General features: G+C 61.4%; 16 protein-coding genes. 10 read left to right on the forward strand and 6 right to left on the reverse strand.

The window, feature by feature from the left end:
- Positions 1 to 90: 90 nt before the first annotated feature.
- The 4 genes from OK411_RS00770 to OK411_RS00785 form a co-directional block, all read right to left on the reverse strand.
- Positions 91 to 336, reverse strand: coding sequence for a GlsB/YeaQ/YmgE family stress response membrane protein (locus tag OK411_RS00770; RefSeq protein WP_016772475.1), 246 nt, complete (start codon positions 334 to 336; stop codon positions 91 to 93).
- A 111-nt stretch (positions 337 to 447) separates the two neighbouring features.
- On the reverse strand, positions 448 to 1530 hold the full coding sequence (locus tag OK411_RS00775) for a 5-(carboxyamino)imidazole ribonucleotide synthase (protein ID WP_073470876.1): 1083 nt from the start codon (positions 1528 to 1530) through the stop codon (positions 448 to 450).
- Between the two features lie 10 nt (positions 1531 to 1540).
- Positions 1541 to 2032 (reverse strand): 5-(carboxyamino)imidazole ribonucleotide mutase, encoded by a 492-nt coding sequence (purE, locus tag OK411_RS00780; RefSeq protein WP_007920220.1) that lies wholly within the window; start codon positions 2030 to 2032, stop codon positions 1541 to 1543.
- Between the two features lie 335 nt (positions 2033 to 2367).
- Positions 2368 to 3276, reverse strand: coding sequence for a LysR substrate-binding domain-containing protein (locus OK411_RS00785; protein ID WP_024014837.1), 909 nt, complete (start codon positions 3274 to 3276; stop codon positions 2368 to 2370).
- Positions 3277 to 3456: 180 nt separating this feature from the next.
- Between OK411_RS00785 and aspA the strand changes: the two genes are divergently transcribed.
- The 7 genes from aspA to OK411_RS00820 all read left to right on the forward strand — a co-directional run bounded on the left by aspA (position 3457) and on the right by OK411_RS00820 (position 16188).
- Positions 3457 to 4881, forward strand: coding sequence for an aspartate ammonia-lyase (aspA, locus tag OK411_RS00790; RefSeq protein ID WP_016772472.1), 1425 nt, complete (start codon positions 3457 to 3459; stop codon positions 4879 to 4881).
- Positions 4882 to 5439: 558 nt separating this feature from the next.
- Entirely contained in the window at positions 5440 to 6888 is a 1449-nt protein-coding gene (locus tag OK411_RS00795; RefSeq protein WP_016772471.1) for an alanine/glycine:cation symporter family protein, read from the forward strand.
- Positions 6889 to 6997: 109 nt separating this feature from the next.
- On the forward strand, positions 6998 to 8002 hold the full coding sequence (locus tag OK411_RS00800; RefSeq protein ID WP_136493208.1) for an asparaginase: 1005 nt from the start codon (positions 6998 to 7000) through the stop codon (positions 8000 to 8002).
- Positions 8003 to 8174: 172 nt separating this feature from the next.
- Positions 8175 to 9170 carry an AraC family transcriptional regulator gene (locus OK411_RS00805; protein WP_217879055.1) on the forward strand — a complete coding sequence of 332 codons (996 nt, stop codon included), beginning with the start codon at positions 8175 to 8177 and terminating at the stop codon, positions 9168 to 9170.
- Positions 9171 to 9325: 155 nt separating this feature from the next.
- Positions 9326 to 10351, forward strand: a complete 1026-nt coding sequence (locus OK411_RS00810; RefSeq protein ID WP_264364270.1) for a histone deacetylase family protein — start codon at positions 9326 to 9328, stop codon at positions 10349 to 10351.
- Complete coding sequence (locus OK411_RS00815) at positions 10348 to 11442, forward strand: polyamine ABC transporter substrate-binding protein (RefSeq protein ID WP_264364271.1); 1095 nt, start codon at positions 10348 to 10350, stop codon at positions 11440 to 11442. The genes OK411_RS00810 and OK411_RS00815 overlap by 4 nt, the downstream gene beginning before the upstream one ends.
- A gap of 141 nt (positions 11443 to 11583) precedes the next feature.
- Positions 11584 to 16188, forward strand: coding sequence for a dermonecrotic toxin domain-containing protein (locus OK411_RS00820; protein WP_264364272.1), 4605 nt, complete (start codon positions 11584 to 11586; stop codon positions 16186 to 16188).
- Here OK411_RS00820 and OK411_RS00825 read toward each other — a convergent pair.
- Positions 16145 to 17695, reverse strand: a complete 1551-nt coding sequence (locus OK411_RS00825; RefSeq protein WP_264364273.1) for a PLP-dependent aminotransferase family protein — start codon at positions 17693 to 17695, stop codon at positions 16145 to 16147. The genes OK411_RS00820 and OK411_RS00825 overlap by 44 nt on opposite strands.
- A gap of 93 nt (positions 17696 to 17788) precedes the next feature.
- Here OK411_RS00825 and OK411_RS00830 point away from each other — a divergent pair, with 93 nt between their 5' ends.
- From OK411_RS00830 to OK411_RS00840, 3 genes are read left to right on the forward strand one after another with little or no spacing between them, the layout of a single operon-like run.
- The gene (locus tag OK411_RS00830; RefSeq protein ID WP_264364274.1) at positions 17789 to 18412 is read left to right on the forward strand and encodes an FMN-binding negative transcriptional regulator; all 624 of its coding nucleotides are present in this window, start codon (positions 17789 to 17791) and stop codon (positions 18410 to 18412) included.
- 10 nt (positions 18413 to 18422) lie between these two features.
- A complete protein-coding gene (locus OK411_RS00835; RefSeq protein ID WP_264364275.1) occupies positions 18423 to 18869 on the forward strand; it encodes a GNAT family N-acetyltransferase in 447 nt (148 codons plus the stop codon).
- A 12-nt stretch (positions 18870 to 18881) separates the two neighbouring features.
- Positions 18882 to 19553, forward strand: coding sequence for a GNAT family N-acetyltransferase (locus OK411_RS00840; RefSeq protein WP_264364276.1), 672 nt, complete (start codon positions 18882 to 18884; stop codon positions 19551 to 19553).
- Positions 19554 to 19673: 120 nt separating this feature from the next.
- Here OK411_RS00840 and OK411_RS00845 read toward each other — a convergent pair whose 3' ends face one another.
- Positions 19674 to 20576, reverse strand: coding sequence for a homocysteine S-methyltransferase family protein (locus OK411_RS00845; protein ID WP_024014847.1), 903 nt, complete (start codon positions 20574 to 20576; stop codon positions 19674 to 19676).
- Positions 20577 to 20640 lie beyond the last annotated feature (64 nt).

The following is a 20640-nucleotide window of genomic DNA, read 5'->3' on the forward strand; positions in this document are numbered from 1 at the left end:
GGTGCTCGGCAGGCAGAGGAATGGACGGTGAGTCGCCGCGCATTCTAGCCCTCCCGGCCGCGCGGGCCGAGAGGGCTTTGTCGCTTTCGATCAGTTCTTTTTGATCAGACCGTAGATCACCAGCAACACGACAGCGCCGACCAGTGCGCCGAGGAAACCCGCGCCCTCGCCCGCCTGATAGATGCCCAGAGCCTGGCCGCCGTAGGTGGCTGCCAGCGAACCGCCGATACCGAGCAGGATGGTCATGATCCAGCCCATGCTGTCATCGCCCGGTTTCAGGAACCGAGCCAGCAGGCCGACGATCAAGCCGATAAAGATGGTTCCGATAATTCCCATGGCATTTCCCTCTGATTTGGAAGATATGCGAAAGACTAGCCAGTGTTTCGCATCCTGCCATGAGAGAACGGCGGCCCCTGAATGGTTCCGCCGCTGCCACATGAAACTGGTTTACTCGGCGATCAGCGCTTGGACCTTGATGATCTGCGCCTGCAGCGTGGCCATGTCGGCGCAGCGCAGGTTGGCATGGCCGACCTTGCGTCCGGCCTTGAAAGCTTTGCCGTAGTGATGCAGATGGCAGTCTTCGATGGCGATGACTTTTTCCACCGGCGGCACTACGCCGATGAAGTTGAGCATCGCGCTCTCGCCGACCTTGGCGGTCGAACCCAGCGGCAGGCCAGCCACGGCGCGCAGGTGGTTTTCGAACTGGCTGCACTCGGCACCTTCGGTGGTCCAGTGCCCGGAGTTGTGCACGCGCGGGGCGATTTCGTTGGCTTTCAGGCCACCGTCGACTTCGAAGAACTCGAAAGCCATCACGCCGACGTAGTCGAGGTGCTTGAGCACACGGCTGGAATAATCTTCGGCCAGCGCCTGCAACGGGTGATCGGTGCTGGCCACCGACAGCTTGAGGATGCCGCTGTCGTGGGTGTTGTGCACCAGTGGATAGAACTTCGTTTCACCATCGCGGGCACGCACGGCGATCAGCGACACTTCGCCGGTGAATGGCACGAAGCCTTCCAGCAGGCAGGCAACGCTGCCCAGTTCGGCGAACGTACCGGCAACATCTTCCGGCTTGCGCAGGACTTTCTGGCCCTTGCCGTCATAACCCAAGGTGCGGGTTTTCAGCACGGCCGGCAGACCGATGGAAGCGACGGCGGCGTCCAGGTCGGCTTGCGACTGGATGTCGGCGAAGGCCGGGGTCGGAATGCCGAGGTCCTTGAACATGCTCTTTTCAAACCAGCGATCACGGGCGATGCGCAGGGCTTCGGCGCTCGGGTAGACCGGCACGAATTGCGAAAGAAACGCCACGGTTTCAGCCGGGACGCTTTCGAATTCAAAGGTCACCAGATCGACTTCATCGGCCAGTTGGCGCAGATGATCCTGATCGCCGTAATCGGCCCGCAGGTGTTCGCCCAACGCAGCGGCGCAAGCGTCCGGCGCAGGGTCGAGAAAAGCGAAGTTCATCCCCAGCGGAGTGCCCGCCAGAGCCAACATGCGACCCAACTGGCCGCCACCGATTACACCGATCTTCATCTCAACAACCTCAGGCAATACGTGGGTCTGGATTGTCCAGGACGCTGTCTGTCTGCTCGGCACGGAAGGTTTTCAGTACCGCATGAAATTGCGGGTGCTTGGCGCCGAGGATGCTCGCCGAGAGCAGGGCGGCGTTGATTGCGCCGGCCTTGCCGATGGCCAGGGTGGCGACCGGAATGCCCGCCGGCATCTGCACGATCGACAGCAGCGAATCGACGCCCGAGAGCATGGCCGACTGCACCGGCACGCCCAGCACCGGCAGGTGGGTCTTGGCCGCACACATGCCTGGCAGGTGGGCGGCGCCACCGGCACCGGCGATGATCACCTCGATGCCGCGGCTTTCAGCCTCTTCGGCGTACTGGAACAGCAGATCCGGGGTGCGGTGGGCGGAAACCACCTTGACCTCGTACGGGATGCCGAGCTTTTCCAGCATATCGGCGGTGTGGCTAAGGGTGGACCAATCGGACTTGGAGCCCATGATCACGCCAACCAGTGCACTCATCGTCGCGCCTCTTCTCTCTGGAGCGCCCGCAGGCGCGTCATAAAACAACAAGCCACGCAGGTTGCGTGGCTTGATTGTACGAAAAATGGCCGGACGTGCCGGCCGAAGGCCGCGCAGTATACCGCAAAGAAAGCAATAAACAGCCCCTGAAACGACCATCTGTCAAATGAGCGAAACGCCCGGTTTTATTGACCTTGAGGTCAGCGAAAGAACAGCGCAAAAATCCCCCTGTGGGAGCGAGCCTGCTCGCGAAAGCGTTGTGTCAGACGATACCTCAGGGCCTGACACTGCGCATTCGCGAGCAGGCTCGCTCCCACATTCGATCTTCATCAGCTTCAAGCGCTTTGTGCGGCGCCGCCTTCAAGCTTGCGCCACAGCAACCGCACGTTGGCCTTGCGCACCAGGGCGCAGCGGTACAGGCGGATCTCCAGCGGCACATGCCACTGCGGGCCGCCGCACACCACCAGTTCACCGCGAGCCAGTTCGGCGCGCACACTCAATTGCGGCACCCAGGCGATGCCGAGTCCTTCCAGGGCCATGCTTTTCAGGCTGTCGGCCATTGCGGTTTCGTAGATCGTGGTGAAGCGCAACTGGCGCTGGCGCAGCAAGCCGTTCACCGATCGGCCGAGAAACGCCCCGGCGCTGTACGCCAGCAACGGCACGCTCGCCTCGCCTTCCAGATCGAACAGCGGTTTGCCATCCAGATCTGCCGCGCACACCGGCAGCATCTCGGTCTGGCCCAAATGCAGCGACGGGAAGATTTCCGGGTCCATCTGCATCGCCGAATCCGGGTCGTAGAACGCCAGCATCAGATCGCAGCCACCTTCACGCAAAGCGTGCACGGCGTCGCCAACGTTGGTCGCCACCAGCCGCGTGGCGATGTTCAGCCCTTCGTTGCGCAACTGGGCGATCCAGCGCGGGAAAAAGCCCAGCGCCAGCGAGTGCGCCGCCGCCACCTGCATCACCTCGCCCTGCCCGCCTTCCAGATGATGCAGATGGCGCAGCACTTCGCCGAGCTGTTCGACCACGGTGCGCGCGGTCACCAGAAACAACTGCCCCGCCGCCGTCAGTTCGACCGGCGTGCGCGAGCGATTGACCAGGGTCAGCCCCAGCGCGGCTTCGAGGCTGCGGATCCGCCGACTGAACGCCGGCTGGGTCACGAAGCGCCGTTCGGCCGCCTGCGAGAAACTGCGGGTGGCGGCCAGGGCACTGAAGTCCTCGAGCCATTTGCTTTCCAGATTCATCACGTCCTCCCGGACACGCACCAAAACAGGTCACACGTCTGCCGCACAGGCGGCGTCACATGGGCATTATGCCGAATGTGCATAGGGCAGTGCTGAACAGCATTGGCCCAAAAATCCCCACAAGCCTAGCATTCGCAGCGTTCCGGCACAGACCGGGTCCTTATCGAGATGATTTCTATCATGTCCTCCGCTGCATCTTTCCGCACAGAAACCGACCTGCTTGGCGCCCTCGAAGTACCGGCCCATGCGTACTACGGCATCCAGACCCTGCGAGCGGTGAACAACTTCCGCCTCTCGGGCGTTCCGATTTCGCATTACCCGAAACTGGTTGTGGGCCTGGCGATGGTCAAACAGGCCGCCGCTGACGCCAACCGCGAGCTGGGTCACCTGAGCGAAGCCAAGCACGCTGCCATCAGCGAAGCCTGTGCGCGATTGATCCGCGGCGATTACCACGAAGAGTTCGTGGTCGACATGATTCAAGGTGGCGCCGGCACCTCTACCAACATGAACGCCAACGAAGTGATCGCCAACATTGCTCTGGAAGCGATGGGCCACGAGAAAGGCGAATACCAGTACCTGCACCCGAACGACGACGTGAACATGGCGCAGTCGACCAACGACGCCTACCCGACGGCGATCCGTCTGGGTCTGCTGCTGGGTCACGACGCGCTGCTGGCCAGCCTCGACAGCCTGATTCAGGCGTTCGCGGCCAAGGGCAAAGAGTTCGACCACGTCTTGAAAATGGGCCGTACCCAGCTGCAAGACGCCGTGCCGATGACCCTCGGCCAGGAATTCCGCGCGTTCGCCACCACCATGGGCGAAGACCTCGCGCGTCTGAAGACGCTGGCCCCGGAACTGCTGACCGAAGTCAACCTCGGCGGCACCGCGATCGGCACCGGCATCAACGCCGACCCGCGTTATCAGGCACTGGCTGTTCAACGTCTGGCTTTGATCAGCGGGCAACCGCTGGTACCGGCCGCCGACCTGATCGAAGCGACCTCCGACATGGGCGCCTTCGTGCTGTTCTCCGGCATGCTCAAACGCACCGCGGTCAAGCTGTCGAAGATCTGCAACGACCTGCGCCTGCTATCCAGCGGCCCACGCACCGGCATCAATGAAATCAACCTGCCGGCGCGTCAGCCAGGCAGCTCGATCATGCCCGGCAAGGTCAACCCGGTGATCCCGGAAGCCGTGAACCAGGTCGCGTTCCAGGTCATCGGTAACGACTTGGCGCTGACCATGGCAGCCGAAGGCGGCCAGCTGCAACTGAACGTGATGGAGCCGCTGATCGCTTTCAAGATCCTCGATTCGATCCGCCTGCTGCAACGCGCCATGGACATGCTGCGCGAGCACTGCATCGTCGGCATCACCGCCAACGAAGCGCGCTGCCGCGAACTGGTCGAGCATTCGATCGGTCTGGTCACCGCACTGAACCCGTACATCGGCTACAAAAACGCCACCCGCATCGCCCGTATCGCCCTTGAAAGCGGCCGCGGCGTGCTGGAACTGGTGCGCGAAGAAGGTCTGCTCGACGAAGCCATGCTCGCCGACATCCTGCGCCCGGAAAACATGATTGCCCCGCGTCTGGTTCCGCTCAAAGCCTGAGCCGACGCGAACTTGTAGCACCGCTCACCAGGTCGAGGGACTAGACACCTCTCACCTTTTGAGGGCTTGGGGATTTTGTCCCCGAGCCCTTTTTTTTAACTGTTTATCCTGAGACCCGAACGTAGGGGGACTGAACAATATGCAGGTGAGCCTTTGTGGCGAGGGGATTTATCCCCGTTGGGCTGCGAAGCGGCCCCGATACCAACAATAAGGATGTACCAGAAACACCGCGCGCAATGGTTTACGACTGCTTCGCAGCCGAACGGGGATAAATCCCCTCGCCACAAACGCCAAGTGTTTCAAAGCTTCGTTTCGTCGCTTGCACCACTACCGTGCAGACGGGCGCGCCACTGATCGGTATAGTGCCGCCCCTCTTCGCGTGAGCGGTCGTCGGTAACGAGGCCATAACCCATGCGAAACCCGAACTAATAACAAAACCCGCGATATGGATCCGGGACGAAACCTTCGCCTCACCCGTCGTGCCGCGTGCATGCCGGTGTAACACGATGTTTCTCCGCTCCAGCATTTGCACCCACAAAAAACAGCGAGGATAAATCCATGCTCGAAGTCATCAACGACTTCCTCTCAGGGAAAGTACTGATCGTGCTCATTGTCGGGCTCGGTAGCTACTTCACGATTCGCTCGCGTTTCGTTCAACTGCGTCACTTCTTCCACATGTTCGCGGTGTTCCGCGACAGCCTCAAAGGCAGCGCCGGGCAACTCAGCTCGTTCCAGGCCTTGATGCTCAGCCTCGCCGGCCGCGTCGGTGCAGGCAACATTGCCGGTGTCGGCATCGCCGTGACCCTCGGTGGTCCGGGTGCGGTGTTCTGGATGTGGGTGACCGCACTGGTCGGTATGTCCAGCAGCTTCTTCGAGTGCACCCTGGCCCAGGTCTACAAGCGCGCCGATGGCGACGGCCTGTACCGTGGTGGCCCGGCGTATTACATCCAGCACGGGCTCAAGCTCAAGGGCATGGCGATAGTCTTCTCCGTTCTGCTGCTGGTCACCTACGGCTTCGCCTTCATCGGCCTGCAGTCCTACACCGTGACCCACTCGCTGCAGAACGCCTTTGACTTCAATCCACAACACACCGGTATCGTCCTCGCGGTGCTGCTGGCCATCACCTTTATCGGCGGAATCAAGCGCATCGCTTCGGTCTCCGACCTGCTGGTACCGATCAAGACCCTGGCCTACATCGGCGTGACCCTGTACGTGATCGGCACCCAGATCGAACACGTACCGGCCATGCTGGAAACCATCTTCAAGAGCGCCTTCGGCCTCGACCCGGCCTTTGCCGGTCTGCTCGGCAGCGCCATTGTCATGGGCGTGAAGCGTGGCGTGTTCGCCAACGAAGCGGGCCTGGGCAGTGCGCCGAACGTCGCCGCTGTGGCCGCCGTCAAGCACCCGGGCGCGCAGGGCGTGGTCCAGGCTTTCAGCGTGTTCCTCGACACCTTCGTGATCTGCACCTGCACCGCGCTGCTGATCCTGCTGTCGGGCTTCTACACCCCGGGCTTCGAAGGTGACGGCATCGTCCTGACCCAGAACTCGCTGGCTGCCGTGGTTGGTGACTGGGGTCGCATGTTCGTCAGCGTCGCGCTGTCGCTGTTCGTCTTCACCTGCATCCTCTACAACTACTACCTGGGCGAGAACAGCTTGCAGTTCCTCAGCCGCAACCGCGCCCTGCTGATGCTGTTCCGCGGCCTGGTGCTGGCGCTGGTGGTGTGGGGTTCGATGCAGGACCTGACGACAGTGTTCGCCTTCGCCGACATCACCATGACCTGTCTGGCCTTCGTCAACCTGGTGGCCCTGGCCATGCTGTTCAAGGTCGGCCTGCGGGTGATGCGCGACTACGATGAGCAGCGTCGCGCCGGCGTCAAACAGCCAGTGTTCGACTCGAGCAAATTCGCCGACCTGGATCTGGATCGCAACGCCTGGCCGGTGAACCCGCCAGCAGCGGCGGGCCAGACTGAAACTGCGCCGCAAGGCGTACCTGCAGCGCAACGCTGACAGGTGAATGACGGGCGCATCCCCTGCGCCCGTCAGTTATTGTGATGCAATAACCTGCAGGAGCGAGCCTGCTCGCTCCTGCAAGGCCCTCATCGTTTCGGAGAATCCTATGAGCTCGTCGACCTATCCCGCCGCTCAACACGTCATGGTGCTCTACACCGGTGGCACCATCGGCATGCAGGCCAGCGCCAACGGGCTGGCCCCGGCGTCCGGTTTCGAAGCGCGGATGCGCGACTATCTGCACAGCCAGCCTGAGCTGGTAGTGCCGCAGTGGCAGTTTCGGGAAATGTCACCGCTGATCGACAGCGCCAACATGACCCCGGCCTACTGGCAGCAACTGCGCGAAGCGGTGGTCGATGCCGTGGACGTGCAAGGCTGCGACAGCGTGCTGATCCTGCACGGCACCGACACGCTGGCGTACAGCGCGGCGGCCATGAGTTTTCAGTTGCTCGGCCTGCATGCCCGCGTGTGTTTCACCGGCTCGATGCTGCCGGCGGGTGTGACTGACAGCGATGCCTGGGAAAACCTCGGCGGCGCGCTGGTCGCCCTCGGCCAGGGCCTGGCGCCGGGCGTGCATTTGTACTTCCACGGCGAACTGCTGGCGCCGACCCGCTGCGCGAAAGTGCGCAGCTTCGGCCGCCATCCGTTCAAACGCCTGGAGCGTCAGGGCGGTGGTGTGAAAGCGCCGTCGATTCCAGTCGCGCTGAACTACAACCAGCCGAAGCAACTGGCAAAAGTGGCGGTGTTGCCGCTGTTTCCCGGGATCAGTGCCGAAGTCCTCGACGGCCTGCTCGACAGCGGCATTCAAGGTCTGGTGCTGGAATGCTACGGCAGTGGGACCGGTCCGAGCGATAACCCTGAGTTCCTCGCCAGCCTTGGCCGCGCACGGGATAACGGCGTGGTGGTGGTTGCAGTGACGCAATGCCATGAAGGTGGGGTCGAGCTGGATATCTACGAGGCCGGCAGCCGCTTGCGTGGGGTCGGCGTGTTGTCCGGTGGCGGCATGACGCGCGAGGCGGCGTTCGGCAAGTTGCATGGCTTGCTGGGGGCCGGGCTGGAAACGGCGGAAGTGCGACGATTGATCGAACTGGATCTCTGCGGCGAACTGAGCTGATCTGTCACAACGCAAGTCCCCCTGTGGGAGCGAGCCTGCTCGCGAAAGCCATGACACATTTGGCATTCGTGTGCCTGACACACCGCTTTCGCGAGCAGGCTCGCTCCCACCAGGGATTTTTGTACGGCATATAAATTGCTGCGTCCCAGCCACCTCCAGGCTGGAAGATCCCATGCTCCACTCCCACCTCACCACCCTCAACGCGGTCTCGCTGATCCTCAACACGTTCAAGGCCGAAGGCCTGTCGAGTGAGGCGCTGCTGGCTGGCAGCGGCATCGTGGCGGCCGATCTGCAGCGTGCCGATACGCGCATCACCACCCATCAAGAGATGCAGGTCTGCACCAACGCGGTTGCGCTCAAGCGTGACATCGGTCTCGAATTGGGCCGGCGCATGCACGTGTCCTGTTACGGCATGCTCGGTTACGCCCTGCTGACCTGTGCCACCTTCGGTGACGCTTTGCGGCTGGCGATCCGTTATCCGGCGCTGTTGGGCACGTTGTTTGAACTGAGCCTGGAAGACGATGGCGAGCAGGTCTGGTTCGTCGCTGCTGATTACCGTGAAAGCCCGGCGATGGCGGTGTTCAACGCCGAATTCTGTCTGGTGTCACTGAAAGTCATCTGCGACGACTTGCTCGGCCATCCGCTGCCGCTAAGCGCCACGCGCTTTGAACATGCAGCGCCGGACTATCGCGCCAGCTACGCCGAACCCTTCGACTCGCCGCTGCACTTTTCGGCCAAGGACAACGCCTTCGCCTTCGACCGCCATTGGCTCGATCAACCGCTGCCGCTGGCCGACGCGATCACCCATCAGGCCATGGCAGAGCGCTGCCGCAAACAGAATCTGGAATTCACCGGACGCCAGGCCTGGCTGGGGCGGATTCGGCAGTTGCTCAGCGCACAATTGAATGCCGCGCCGGGACTGGAAGGTCTGGCACAGCAGATGAAGTGCTCACCGCGCACCCTGCGTCGGCATTTGAAAGACATGGGCAGCAGCTATCAGGAACTGCTCGATGAACTGCGCTTCGAACGGGCCAAGCAGATGTTGTGTGAGGATCAGCTGCCGATCTATCGGATCGCCGAGACGCTGGGCTTCAGCGAGACAGCGAGTTTTCGCCATGCGTTTGTGCGCTGGAGCGGCGTGGCGCCGAGTCAGTTCCGACCGCATTGATGTGTGCTCCAGGCATGAGCCTGCATGCACAAGGGGCGAATTGCGGTCAGAGGTTTTGGCCATATCGATCCCCTTTTGGCCGCTCCCGACGTTCTCCGATTCAACTTGCGCCGCAACACTGAAGGCCACCGAACCAGCCTTGCGGAGAACAACAAATGCTGACGATCTACTCAGACGATCACCACTTGCACCATGGCCGCTGCGAACTCATCGATGGCCAGCTCAAGCCGTGCTTCGAGATGCCGTCGCGTGCCGACCATGTGCTGCAACGCGTGCACAAGCAAAACCTCGGGGCGGTCGAAGCGCCGAAGGATTTCGGCCTGGAGCCGATCGCGCGCATTCACAGCCGTGACTATCTGGAATTTTTCAAAGGTGCATGGCAACGCTGGACCGAGTTCAACACTGACGGCGACTTGCTGCCCTACACCTGGCCGGCGCGCACGCTGCGTGCGATCAAACCGACCAGCCTGCATGGCCAGCTGGGTTATTACAGCTTCGATGGCGGCGCGCCGATTACCGCCGGCACCTGGCAAGCGGCCTACAGCGCAGCGCAAGTGGCGCTTTCCGCGCAGGCTGAAATCCAGGGTGGCGCACGCGCGGCCTTCGCCCTGTGCCGTCCGCCGGGACATCACGCCGCCAGCGACTTGATGGGCGGTTATTGCTACCTCAACAACGCCGCCATCGCCGCTCAGGCCTTTCTCGATCAGGGCCACAAGAAAGTCGCGATTCTTGACGTCGATTACCACCATGGCAACGGCACTCAGTCGATTTTCTACGAACGCAGCGATGTCCTGTTCACTTCGATCCACGGCCACCCGGAAGCGGAGTTTCCGTTCTTCCTCGGCTACGACGACGAGCGCGGCGAAGGTGCCGGTGAAGGCTTCAATTTCAACTATCCGCTGCCGGCCGGTTCCGGCTGGGATGTCTGGAGCGCGGCGCTGGATCAGGCCTGCGACGAGATCGATCGCTATGGCGCGGACATCATCGTCGTCTCCCTCGGCGTCGACACGTTCAAGGACGACCCGATCTCGCAGTTCAAACTCGACAGCCCGGATTATCTGGCTATGGGCAAGCGCATCGCCGCCCTCGGCAAGCCGACCCTGTTCGTCATGGAAGGTGGCTACGCGGTAGAAGAAATCGGCATCAACGCAGTGAACGTGCTGGAAGGTTTTGAACAATGAAAAAGCGACTGATCGCCTCGGCGCTGTGCGCAGCCCTGCTGAGCGCTGGCGCCCACGCCGAAGAACGCACGCTGCGCGTCTACAACTGGTTCGACTACATCACGCCCAAGGCGCTGGACGACTTCAAGGCACAGAACAGCCAGACCAAACTGATCTACGACATCTTCGACACCAACGAAGCACTCGAAGCCAAGCTGCTCACCGGCAACTCCGGCTATGACGTGGTGGTGCCGTCCAACGTGTTCCTCGCCAAGCAGATCGAGGCCGGGGTGTTCCAGCCGCTGGATCGCAGCAAACTGCCGAACTGGAATCACCTTGATCCGAAACTGATGAAGCTGATCGAGGCCAACGACCCGGGAAACAAATTTGCCGTGCCGTACATGTACGGCACCATCCTCATTGGTTTCAACCCGGCCAGGATCAAGGCAGCACTGGGCGACAACGCGCCCGTGGACAGTTGGGACCTGATCTTCAACGAAGAGAACATCAGCAAGCTCAAGCAGTGCGGCGTCGCCCTGCTCGACTCGCCGTCGGAAATTCTGCCGCTGGCTCTGCAACACCTCGGTCTCGACCCCAACAGCAAGAAGCCAGCGGATTACGCCAAGGCCGAAGCGCTGCTGATGAAGATCCGCCCTTACGTGACGTACTTCCATTCCTCCAAGTACATGGCTGACATTGCCAACGGCGACATCTGCGTGGCCGTCGGTTATTCCGGCAGCTTCTCGCAAGCGGCCAACCGCGCCAAGGAAGCGAAAAACGGCGTGGTGGTCGATATGCGCTTGCCCAAAGAAGGCGCGCCGATCTGGTTCGACATGCTCGCGATTCCCAAGGGCGCGAAGAACACCGAAGACGCCTACACCTTCATCAACTATCTGCTGCAACCTGCGGTGATTGCTCCGGTCAGCGACTTTGTCGGTTATCCAAACCCAAACAAGGACGCCACCGGCCTGGTCGATCCAGCCATTCGCAACAACCCGAACCTGTACCCGACCGATGCGGCAATGAGCACGCTCTACACCTTGCAGCCGCTGCCTCGGGATGCCGAACGCGCACGCACGCGGGCCTGGACGAAAATCAAGTCCGGGACCTGAAACCGGCTCGTTTGCCGAAGACCCGCCGAGGCGGGTCTTTTTTTGCCTGGCAGCTTTATCTACCGCACGGGTCGCTGTCGCGCCTTTTAACTTGCCCTGCTCCGCCGCCCTCGCGGCGTCCCGACAGAGCAGGAAACCAACATGACCGCCATTCCCAAAGCCAGTGCCGTCGATATCGTGACTCAGCTGGTTACCGGCCCCTCGCTGCAAGAAGTCGCATCAAAAACGCTGCGCGAAGCCCTCAAGACGTTGTATCCGAATCTCGACATAGACCCGCGTCTGGCGATGGTCGTGCAACCCACCTGGGCCATTGTGGAGGGTCGAGTAGTACCCGACGGGTATCAGGCTGGATCGCTGACCAACGCGCTGGTGCGGCTCGGCCTGTCCGGTACCACGGTGACGTACCTCGATGGTGAGCATTACCTGACCCTGCAACCCGGCGTGCCAGCCCCTGCGCATCTGCCGGTGAAGATCGATGCGATCGGCCTGTTGCTCAACGAACTGGCACCGCTGCTGTTCATCGCCTACAAGGAACAGCACGTCGACTACTGGGACGAGTTCACCTATCCCGGGCAACCGCGCTGGCAGCAATTGTCCGAGGCACTGCGCAACCTGTGGAACGTCGATGCCAGCGTCGGCTGGGATGCCGATGAAATCGCCATGGCCCAGGCGATTTTCAAACAGCCCGACCCGCAACAACGCCTGGCCCCCGCCCCGTACTCGGCAAAGGCATATCTGATTGATCTCGATCGGGGGAACGCCGACACGCAAAGCCACTTGACCCTGCTCGACGCCGCAGTGTTGGTCGGCAGCATCGCAGACCGTACGTTGATTCTCACCCACGCGATTACTCAGGGCTTTCAGCGTTTCGATTCACTGGAGGAACTCGGCGAGGCTCTGCTGCGGATATATGGCGCAAACGCCTCGGGCGAAGATCTCAAGTGGCGGCTGGTCGAACCCCAGGGCAATTTCTTCGACCAGCAGGCCTGCACCCTGATTTTTCTGGAAGCGGATGCCTTGGGCAAAATCAGTTTTTTTCAGGACTCCCCTGGTAAACGCGTCTATCCGCATACCGGCACGGCCGGCAAACCGGCACAACCGACACCGCGCCTTGAAGCGCACTTCGAACGTTTGCAGCCGATGCTTCCGGACTGGCTGAACGACGCCCTGCCCATGGATCAGACGCGCTACAGCCGGCACCTGCTGGACCTGACGACGCTACAGCACGAGAACAACGGAAAATCCTTTCAGAGCGAAATCACCAGCTTGCAGGCGTTCACTCGTGCAGCGCTGATCAAACAGATTCTCAAGGAGCAGCCCGACGCCCAAGACGTGAACATCGACAACATCGAAATCACCATCACCAGCCTCGTAGTCTGGGGCACCTTTGTGTTGCCGGGAAATACTCAGACTCAGACATGGACGCTGACCGAGCTGGCCCTGCAAAACCTCGCAGGCCTGCCCTTGGGCAACAAGACTGTGCGGTACAAGGATGGCAGCCCGGTACCCGAGTGGATGAGCGCGACTTTTCTGGAGAAGCTGGTCAGCACGGTCGACATCGGCAAGACCTACCCGGCGCATCTCAAGGCCGTACTGATAGACGACTCAGTGCAAGCGTCACGGTTGGAAAGGCTCTATACCAGTCAGCTACGCGTCGAGCTGCCATTGCTGGCGTTGCAGCACAAGATCCAGGGCAGAGCCGGCATTGACGAATCGGGTTATCGATACGTGGTTGCCGCATTGGCCACGACTGACGCAGAACGCTACGTCGATGGCGAGGAAATCGTCATTCGCCCTTTGGCCTTCGTCGCTCATCGCAGCCGCTCCACCGCAGACACTGTCGACAACATGTATGTCATAGGCCCGCGCGATGCCGACAAAGGGCCGTGCGTGCTGTATCGACCGTTGTTCGACAAGGCTCTGCTGCAATATCCGGGATTTGCCAATCTGCTCTTTGCGATCCAGCATTCGCGACATCTGCGCGATTCGGTACTGGCCTGGTTGCCGGACGATGTGCGCTTCAATTACAGCCAGTTCGTCTTCACCGCCAGGCTGCCCTCGGTGTGGACGATCCCGCAACTGATGATCAACCCGACCACAGCACTGGACATGTCAGGCGCGGTCGCGCTGGGCACTCAGGTGATCGCCAGCGATGTCCTCGCCACCCTGCACGAACGCAACGTCAAGGCGCTTGTCACCCAAGCCGACCGGCAATCGGTCTCTGATGCAGAAGCACGCTGGGCCTCGCTGAAACAGGGTGGCTGGGTGATGCTCAATGCCGCACTGCCGTTTCTGGGCCGCAGCGTAGGTACAGCGGCGTGGATCTGGCAGATCATGGATGATCTGCAGGAAATCACCGACGGCGCCAACGAGCAATCGGCGAAAGTCGCCTGGACGGCCATCGCCGATATCCTCCTGGCGCTGGGCATGGTGCTCGCCCATCGTGCGGCAATGGGTGATGCGCCATCGACGCCCGTGGCCACAACGCTCGAAGAGGACACAGCAACGAGCAAACCTGCCGCCAGAATCGTCAAAGCGCTGCGCCAGCCGGACATCACCGGCCCGCAATTGACCGAAGCCCATGGCACATCGATCGACAGCATCACGGCGCTGAAACGATCCCCGTTGGCCCTCGCCAAGCTGCTGGATACGTTCAAGCTCGCCAAGCCCAAAGGGCTTGGCGCTGCCACCAGAGAGGGTGCGCAGCGAGGCCTCTACGCCCACGCAGACAAATGGTACGCCCGCGTCGGTGAACGCTGGTTCGAAGTCGCGCGCAACGCGCATGGCGATGTGCACATCGTCGATACGCGTCAGCCCACCCGACCTGCCGGACCCAGGCTGGCCTATACCGCCAACGGCCAGTGGGTAATCGATCTGCGCTTGCGTCTGCGCGGCGGCGGATTGGAAGAAGGTCGCCAAGCCGCGCAAGGCATAAGAACCAAGGAGGTGGCCGTATTGGCCGAGCAGATTACTGCGTTCGATTTGACGATGGAGAGCAAAGGGAGCCGTCTCGATGCAGACCGCAACAGCCTGCACGATGCCCCTGCGCAGGCACGCGAGCAAGCGCTTGCGCAGTACCTTGCCACGCTCGATTCACAGCACAACGAATATGCCGCAAACATTAAGCTGATCAAGAAACTCAACTGCAAGCAGTCGATTCCCAACTACCGCACGGTAATGCCGGAGCGGTTGGACATGCAGTTGTTTCTGGGACAGGAGTGGCTGAGTAATAACGCTTCGGATTACCAGCAGCGGGTACTGGCGGTGCAGGCGATACTCGACGACGAACTGCGCAGCGAATCGCAGGCAGCCACCTCTGCGTTCGAACAGTTGAACGATGTCACTCAAACCATTATCGAGAAAATGGAGTCGGCTGAAGCTTGCATGAAGGAGCTCACCAGGCTGGGACCGGATGGCTTTGATGTAAAGCAGAAATACAACATCAGCCTTGCGCCCTACCCGCTGGATGATCTGAAGACTTTGCAGATCAGTCTCGGCCAGTACACCTGCATCAAGCCCGGCGATTCCACCGCTCATGTCGAGGCACAACAAGCGCTGGCCGGTCTGTTCGAAGATGCTGCGCTGAACGTTCAGAGTTCACGGGACCTGAGCGCCGATGAAAGCCTCAGCGATCTGCGCATCCGCATCGACGCCCTGAGCCAGGTGAGCGAACAGTTTGCTTCCGTGGACAAGCGTTTCGATGACCTGGCGAGTGAATATTCCGAACACATACACACGGAGCGACTCAAGCAGTTGCAGGCGCGCGTGGCCGCATTCAAGGAAAGCGCCGACAATCGACTCGCCGATCTGTTGCGCTACCGGCATTTACTCGTGCCGCAAGCCGGTCCGTCGAGACCTTCCCCGTCATCTTCGAATCGGCAGATCATCAAGACGCGCAACAAGGGCATCCTGGTCGGCGAACGGAAAAAAAGCCTCGACGGCAAAGACACCGATCTGGTCGAGGTCAGTACAGCACTGACGAGAGTCATCGCGACATTCAAGGAGGAGTCGCCAGGTATCTGGGTCGAACAGAATGCACGGCCGGCACCGTCGCCAAAAGCCCGGCCCAACCTCAACAACAGCATCAGCGCAGGGCAGGCCTTGATCGACGGGCTGGCGGCGTTCCATCGGCGCATCGAGGCGCGCCTCAAACGCGGCTCGCGCATTCCGGTGGAAGTCGAAGAGGAATACCACAATCACGCCGCCCTGTTGCGCAAGGCCGGTGCCGCCATCGATGAAGCGTTGACGGCGAGTAACCTCACCGCTGCTCTGCATGAACCGTCCGAAACGCTCAACCACAAGCTCGATGCTGCGGCTACGACGCTGGAGGAAAAGGGCACCAGCACGCGAATCCGTCTGGTCAAGCAACAACTACCAACAGCCGCCGGGGTCGAGTGGCTCAAGGACAAGGGCGAAGTGAACATTTCGAAAACCCTGACCCGACGGCGCCTGAGGCGCCATAAGAATGACTTCCTCGACGAGTATCAGATTCGTGATGCGCATACCGACAAGGTCCTCTGCTATGCGCATTTCCATTACAGCAGCGCCGACGCGCCCGATGGCGCATTTTTGCGTGGACACATGAAGACAGTTGCCCAGCACCGCCTCGGAGGCACCTCTGAAATAACCGATGTGGATAATCAGAGACTGATTGAAATCCATCGCAGCGAAATTTCCAGTCGCAGCGCCGAAACGCTGTTCTTCAATCTCGCCAAGCCTGCCGCAGACGCGACAGCGCCGCTTTGATTGCTGGCTCTGGTACAGCAGCGAAACCCAGCACCAGGCCGGCGCGCTTATCCATGGGCGTAGTCGAATCGGGGAGCCAGTAGCTGCTCAGGCCGTTGATTTCTACATCGACCTCAGCGGCCTGAGCGATCAATTGCTGCTCGCGCTCGATGCTGTCCACGGCGACGGTCAAGTGCAGCCCGGCCGGCACGGCGGGCAGTTGACCGACGCCGGCGACCGTCGGCCAGCCTTCGAGCAGGCAGTTGCGTCGGCTCAGCGCAGCCCGGCGCATGCGGCGGATATGCCGCTGGAAATGCCCGGCGGCCATGAATTCGGCCATCACCGCTTGCGTGCTGACCTCCGAGTGCCGCACATCGACGGCGCGGCGTTGCGCGAACGCCTCGACCAGCGCGGGCGGCAGCACCAGATAACCCAGGCGTAACGCCGGAAAAGCGACTTTGCCAAACGTCCCGACGTAGAGCACACGCCCCTGACGGTCAAGTGCCGCTAACGGCGCCAGCGGTGCGCCGGTGTAGCGGTACTCGCCGTCGTAATCATCCTCGACGATCCAGCCGCCGACACGCTCGGCCCAGGCGAGCAGCTCCAGACGCCGGGCCAGGCTCATCACCACACCGGTCGGGTACTGATGAGACGGCGTCACGTAAGCCACCCGACAATCGCTGAGCTGAGCCATGGCGCTACAATCGATGCCGTCGCTGTCCACCGCCACCCCATGCAATTGCGCCCCCGCTACAGCGAAGGCATGTCCGGCGGCGCGGTAGCCCGGATTCTCGATCGCCACGCCGTCCCCAGGCTCGACCAGCAGCTGTGCACAAAGGCTGATGCCCTGCTGCGCGCCACTGGTGATCACAATTTGCTCAGCCGTGCACTGCATACCGCGCGAGCTGCGCAAATACGCAGCAATCATGCCGCGCAGCCGCGCGTCACCGGCCGGGTCGCCGTAACACAGCTGCTGCAGATCCGGTTTGCGCCAGAAAGCCGCATTCAGCTTGGCCCAGACCTCGAACGGAAACAGATCGAACGCCGGCACACCCACCCGAAAAGCACGCGGCGGACCGCTCGGTGGTCGTGGCAAATGATGCTTTTCAATGCGGGAAAATCCGTCGCTGTGGATAACTTTGCTGGATGGATTCACAGGTAAATCCAGCCAATTTGTGGATAAGGCTGTGGGTAAGGCTGTTGACAAGCCTGTGGATGAATTTGTGGATAGTTTTTTTTCAGGCGTGGATGCCTGAGCCAATTGCGCCACGTAAGTACCGTCGCCAACGCGCCCTTCGATAAAGCCCTCGGCATACAACTGATCGTAGGCGCGCACCACGCTGTTGCGGGAAATGCCCAGCGCCGAGGCCAGGTCTCGGCTGGCCGGCAATCGCGTGCCACTGGCCAGACGTCCATCCAGCACCCTCAGGCGCAGAGCCTGATAGAGCTGGCGGCTCAGGCCCTGACGGCGATCAAGCTCGATTCCGGCCGGATTGAAAGGCATCGACAAGGTTGGCAGATCAGGCATGGCGAATGGACCTATGAAATGGTTCAGCAATGGCTCTTACAACGGACCAATAGCCTGCCTAGGATGTAGGCATTCGCCAAGGAAAATCTGTCCATGTACACGCCACGCTCCTTTGCCATCGAAAACTTGTCCCAACTGCACGAACTGATCCTCGCCACGCGCCTGGCCATTCTGGTCAGCCACGGCGAAAGCGGCCTGCAAGCCAGCCACGTGCCGGTGCTGTTGCATCGCGAACAGGGCGAATACGGCACGCTCTACGGCCATCTGGCCAAGGCCAATCCGCAGTGGAAAGACCTGCGTGACGGCGCCGAGGCGATGCTGATCTTCGCCGGACCAGACGCCTACGTAAGCCCCGGCTTCTATCCGAGCAAGGCCGAGCACGGCAAGGTCGTGCCGACCTGGAACTACATCGCCGTGCACGCCTACGGTCAGGCCGAGACCTTCAGCGATGGCGGGCGCCTGCTCGACATTGTCAGCACCCTGACCGACCGTCACGAGGCAGGCCGTGCCCAGCCGTGGTCGGTGGACGATGCGCCAGCCGATTACATCGACACCATGCTCAAAGCCATCGTCGGTTTTGCCATTCCCATCGACCGCCTCGAAGGCAAACGCAAGCTCAGCCAGAACCGTAGCGCCGAAGATATCGCCGGGGTGCGCGAAGGCCTCGCCGCCAGCCCCGACGCCAACGACCAAACCCTTGCCAGCCTGATGCGCTAAGGATCTACCCATGACCCAGATCGACATTCGCCCGGTCAGCGCCAATGACCACGCCGCTTGGCTGCCGCTGTGGCAGGCGTACCTGCGCTTCTACAACACCGAACTGCCGGGCCCCGTCACCCAAAGCACCTGGCAGCGCTTTCTCGACCCGAATGAACCGACCCACGCCGCCCTCGCCTGGGCTGAAGGCAAAGCGTTGGGCATGGTGCATTACATCTATCATCGCTCGAACTGGAGCATCGAAAACTCCTGCTATCTGCAGGATCTGCTGGTGGTGCCGGAAGCCCGTGGCACCGGTGTCGGTCGGCTGTTGATCGAGCATGTCTACGCTACCGCCAAGGCAGATGGTTGCTGCAAAGTCCACTGGCTGACCCATGAAACCAACGCCACCGCGATCCAGCTCTACGAGCGCATCGCTGAACGCCCGGGCTTCATCCAATTTCGCAAGGCACTGTAAGGAGACGCGCACATGACCGCTTCACTCGCTGACTGGAAAGGCGTCCCCGCCCCCTCCGCCACCCTGCTCGAGGGCCGTTTCATTCGTCTGGAAAAACTCGACCCGGCGCGGCATGCCGAGCAACTGTACGCCGCCCTCGAAGGGCCCGGTGCCGATCCGAAGCTCTGGGATTACTTGCCTTACGGTCCGTTTCGCGAGCGCAGCGCGTTCAACGACTGGCTGAACAATCATGCGGCCAACAGCGACCCGTATTTCTTCAGCGTCATCGACCGCGCGACTGGTCAGGTGCAAGGCATCCTCAGCCTGATGTCGATCGTCCCGGCGCAGGGCCGCATCGAAATCGGCCACGTCACTTTCGGTGCGTCAATGCAACGCTCGCCGAAAAGCACCGAGGCGGTGTACCTGCTGGCCAAGTATTCGTTCGAGTTGGGTTACCGGCGCCTGGAATGGAAGTGCAACAACGGCAACGCCCGCTCCAAATACGCGGCGGAGCGTCTGGGCTTCAGTTTCGAAGGGGTGTTTCGCCAGCACATGGTGGTCAAGGGGCAGAACCGCGACACCGCGTGGTATTCGATTCTGGATGGGGAATGGCCAGCGATTGGTGCCGGGTTCGAGCGCTGGCTGAGCAATGAAAACCAGACGCCTGGTGGCCAGGTGAAAGGCTTGGCCGAGTGCCGTAGCTGATCGTCACAAAGCCCCTGTGGGAGCGAGCCTGCTCGCGAAGGCGCTGTGTCAGTCACTGAAATATTGACTGACTGACCGCTTTCGCGAGCAGGCTCGCTCCCACAATTGGCGGGTTTTTTCTTAACGACGCAGTTCTTGCGCCAGCACCGCAATGTGCTCCGGGCCGATCCCGCAGCAGCCACCCAGATGACTGGCGCCGCGCTGTTGCCAATCCAGCGCCCAGTGCAGATACCCCGGCGGATCGAGATCATCGCGCAACGGGTCGAGCCCGTCGTTGGCCGTGGCTTCTTTCGGTTGCGGAGGAAACGCGTTGGCATACGCGCCGATATTGATCGTGACGCCGAGACGCTCAAAGGTTGCGCGCGCCGCGTCGATGGCCGCGCCAATCACTTCAGGCTGACTGCAATTGAACAGCAGGGTTTCGACGCCGAGTTCAGCCGCCACCGCAGCCGCTTCGGCTACCGGCTCACCGGAGCGCAGGCGCGGCACTTCATCGGTGTCTTCATCCTTGAGGGTGAACGACAGCCAGAACGGTTTGCCGTCCTTCGGCAACCCGGCGTGAATGGCCCGCGCCTCGATAATCGAACTCTGGGTTTCCGCCAGCCACAGATCAACATGCGGGGCCAGCCCATTGACCAGCGGCGTCAGCAGCTCGGTCACGCGATCCGCTTCGAACAGATCTGGACGATACGAACCAAACAGCGGCGGCAACGACCCGGCAACACGCACTGGCTTGCCGGATGCCTGCACCGCCCGCCGCGCCAACTCCCCCGCCAGTGCCGCGAGCGCCTGGCCCTCAGCCGCAAAGCGCGCCTCGCCAATGTGAAACGGCACCACCGCGTAACTGTTGCTGGTGATCACGTCGGCGCCGCTGTTGATGTACGCGGCATGCACCGCTTCGACCGCCTGCGGCGCTTCACTCAGCGCCAGTGCCGACCACTCGGGCTGGCGAAATGGCGCTCCGGCGCGTTGCAACTCGCGGCCCATGCCGCCATCGAGAATGACCCTGTTCGCTGCGCCCATATGCTTTTCACTCATATGCTTATGAAAATAACTCACTATCAGAGTCGTTCTTATAACTATTTAA

It is taken from the genome of Pseudomonas sp. RG1 (genome assembly GCF_025910115.1).
In the GTDB taxonomy this organism is placed as follows: Bacteria; Pseudomonadota; Gammaproteobacteria; order Pseudomonadales; family Pseudomonadaceae; genus Aquipseudomonas; species Aquipseudomonas atacamensis.

Excerpts from the sequence above, each read along its gene's own strand:
- OK411_RS00770 (WP_016772475.1), bottom strand. The coding sequence starts at position 336 with ATGGGAATTATCGGAACCATCTTTATCGGCTTGATCGTCGGCCTGCTG.
- OK411_RS00775 (WP_073470876.1), bottom strand. The coding sequence starts at position 1,530 with ATGAAGATCGGTGTAATCGGTGGCGGCCAGTTGGGTCGCATGTTGGCT.
- purE (WP_007920220.1), bottom strand. The coding sequence starts at position 2,032 with ATGAGTGCACTGGTTGGCGTGATCATGGGCTCCAAGTCCGATTGGTCC.
- OK411_RS00785 (WP_024014837.1), bottom strand. The coding sequence starts at position 3,276 with ATGAATCTGGAAAGCAAATGGCTCGAGGACTTCAGTGCCCTGGCCGCC.
- aspA (WP_016772472.1), top strand. The coding sequence starts at position 3,457 with ATGTCCTCCGCTGCATCTTTCCGCACAGAAACCGACCTGCTTGGCGCC.
- OK411_RS00795 (WP_016772471.1), top strand. The coding sequence starts at position 5,440 with ATGCTCGAAGTCATCAACGACTTCCTCTCAGGGAAAGTACTGATCGTG.
- OK411_RS00800 (WP_136493208.1), top strand. The coding sequence starts at position 6,998 with ATGAGCTCGTCGACCTATCCCGCCGCTCAACACGTCATGGTGCTCTAC.
- OK411_RS00805 (WP_217879055.1), top strand. The coding sequence starts at position 8,175 with ATGCTCCACTCCCACCTCACCACCCTCAACGCGGTCTCGCTGATCCTC.
- OK411_RS00810 (WP_264364270.1), top strand. The coding sequence starts at position 9,326 with ATGCTGACGATCTACTCAGACGATCACCACTTGCACCATGGCCGCTGC.
- OK411_RS00815 (WP_264364271.1), top strand. The coding sequence starts at position 10,348 with ATGAAAAAGCGACTGATCGCCTCGGCGCTGTGCGCAGCCCTGCTGAGC.
- OK411_RS00820 (WP_264364272.1), top strand. The coding sequence starts at position 11,584 with ATGACCGCCATTCCCAAAGCCAGTGCCGTCGATATCGTGACTCAGCTG.
- OK411_RS00825 (WP_264364273.1), bottom strand. The coding sequence starts at position 17,695 with ATGCCTGATCTGCCAACCTTGTCGATGCCTTTCAATCCGGCCGGAATC.
- OK411_RS00830 (WP_264364274.1), top strand. The coding sequence starts at position 17,789 with ATGTACACGCCACGCTCCTTTGCCATCGAAAACTTGTCCCAACTGCAC.
- OK411_RS00835 (WP_264364275.1), top strand. The coding sequence starts at position 18,423 with ATGACCCAGATCGACATTCGCCCGGTCAGCGCCAATGACCACGCCGCT.
- OK411_RS00840 (WP_264364276.1), top strand. The coding sequence starts at position 18,882 with ATGACCGCTTCACTCGCTGACTGGAAAGGCGTCCCCGCCCCCTCCGCC.
- OK411_RS00845 (WP_024014847.1), bottom strand. The coding sequence starts at position 20,576 with ATGGGCGCAGCGAACAGGGTCATTCTCGATGGCGGCATGGGCCGCGAG.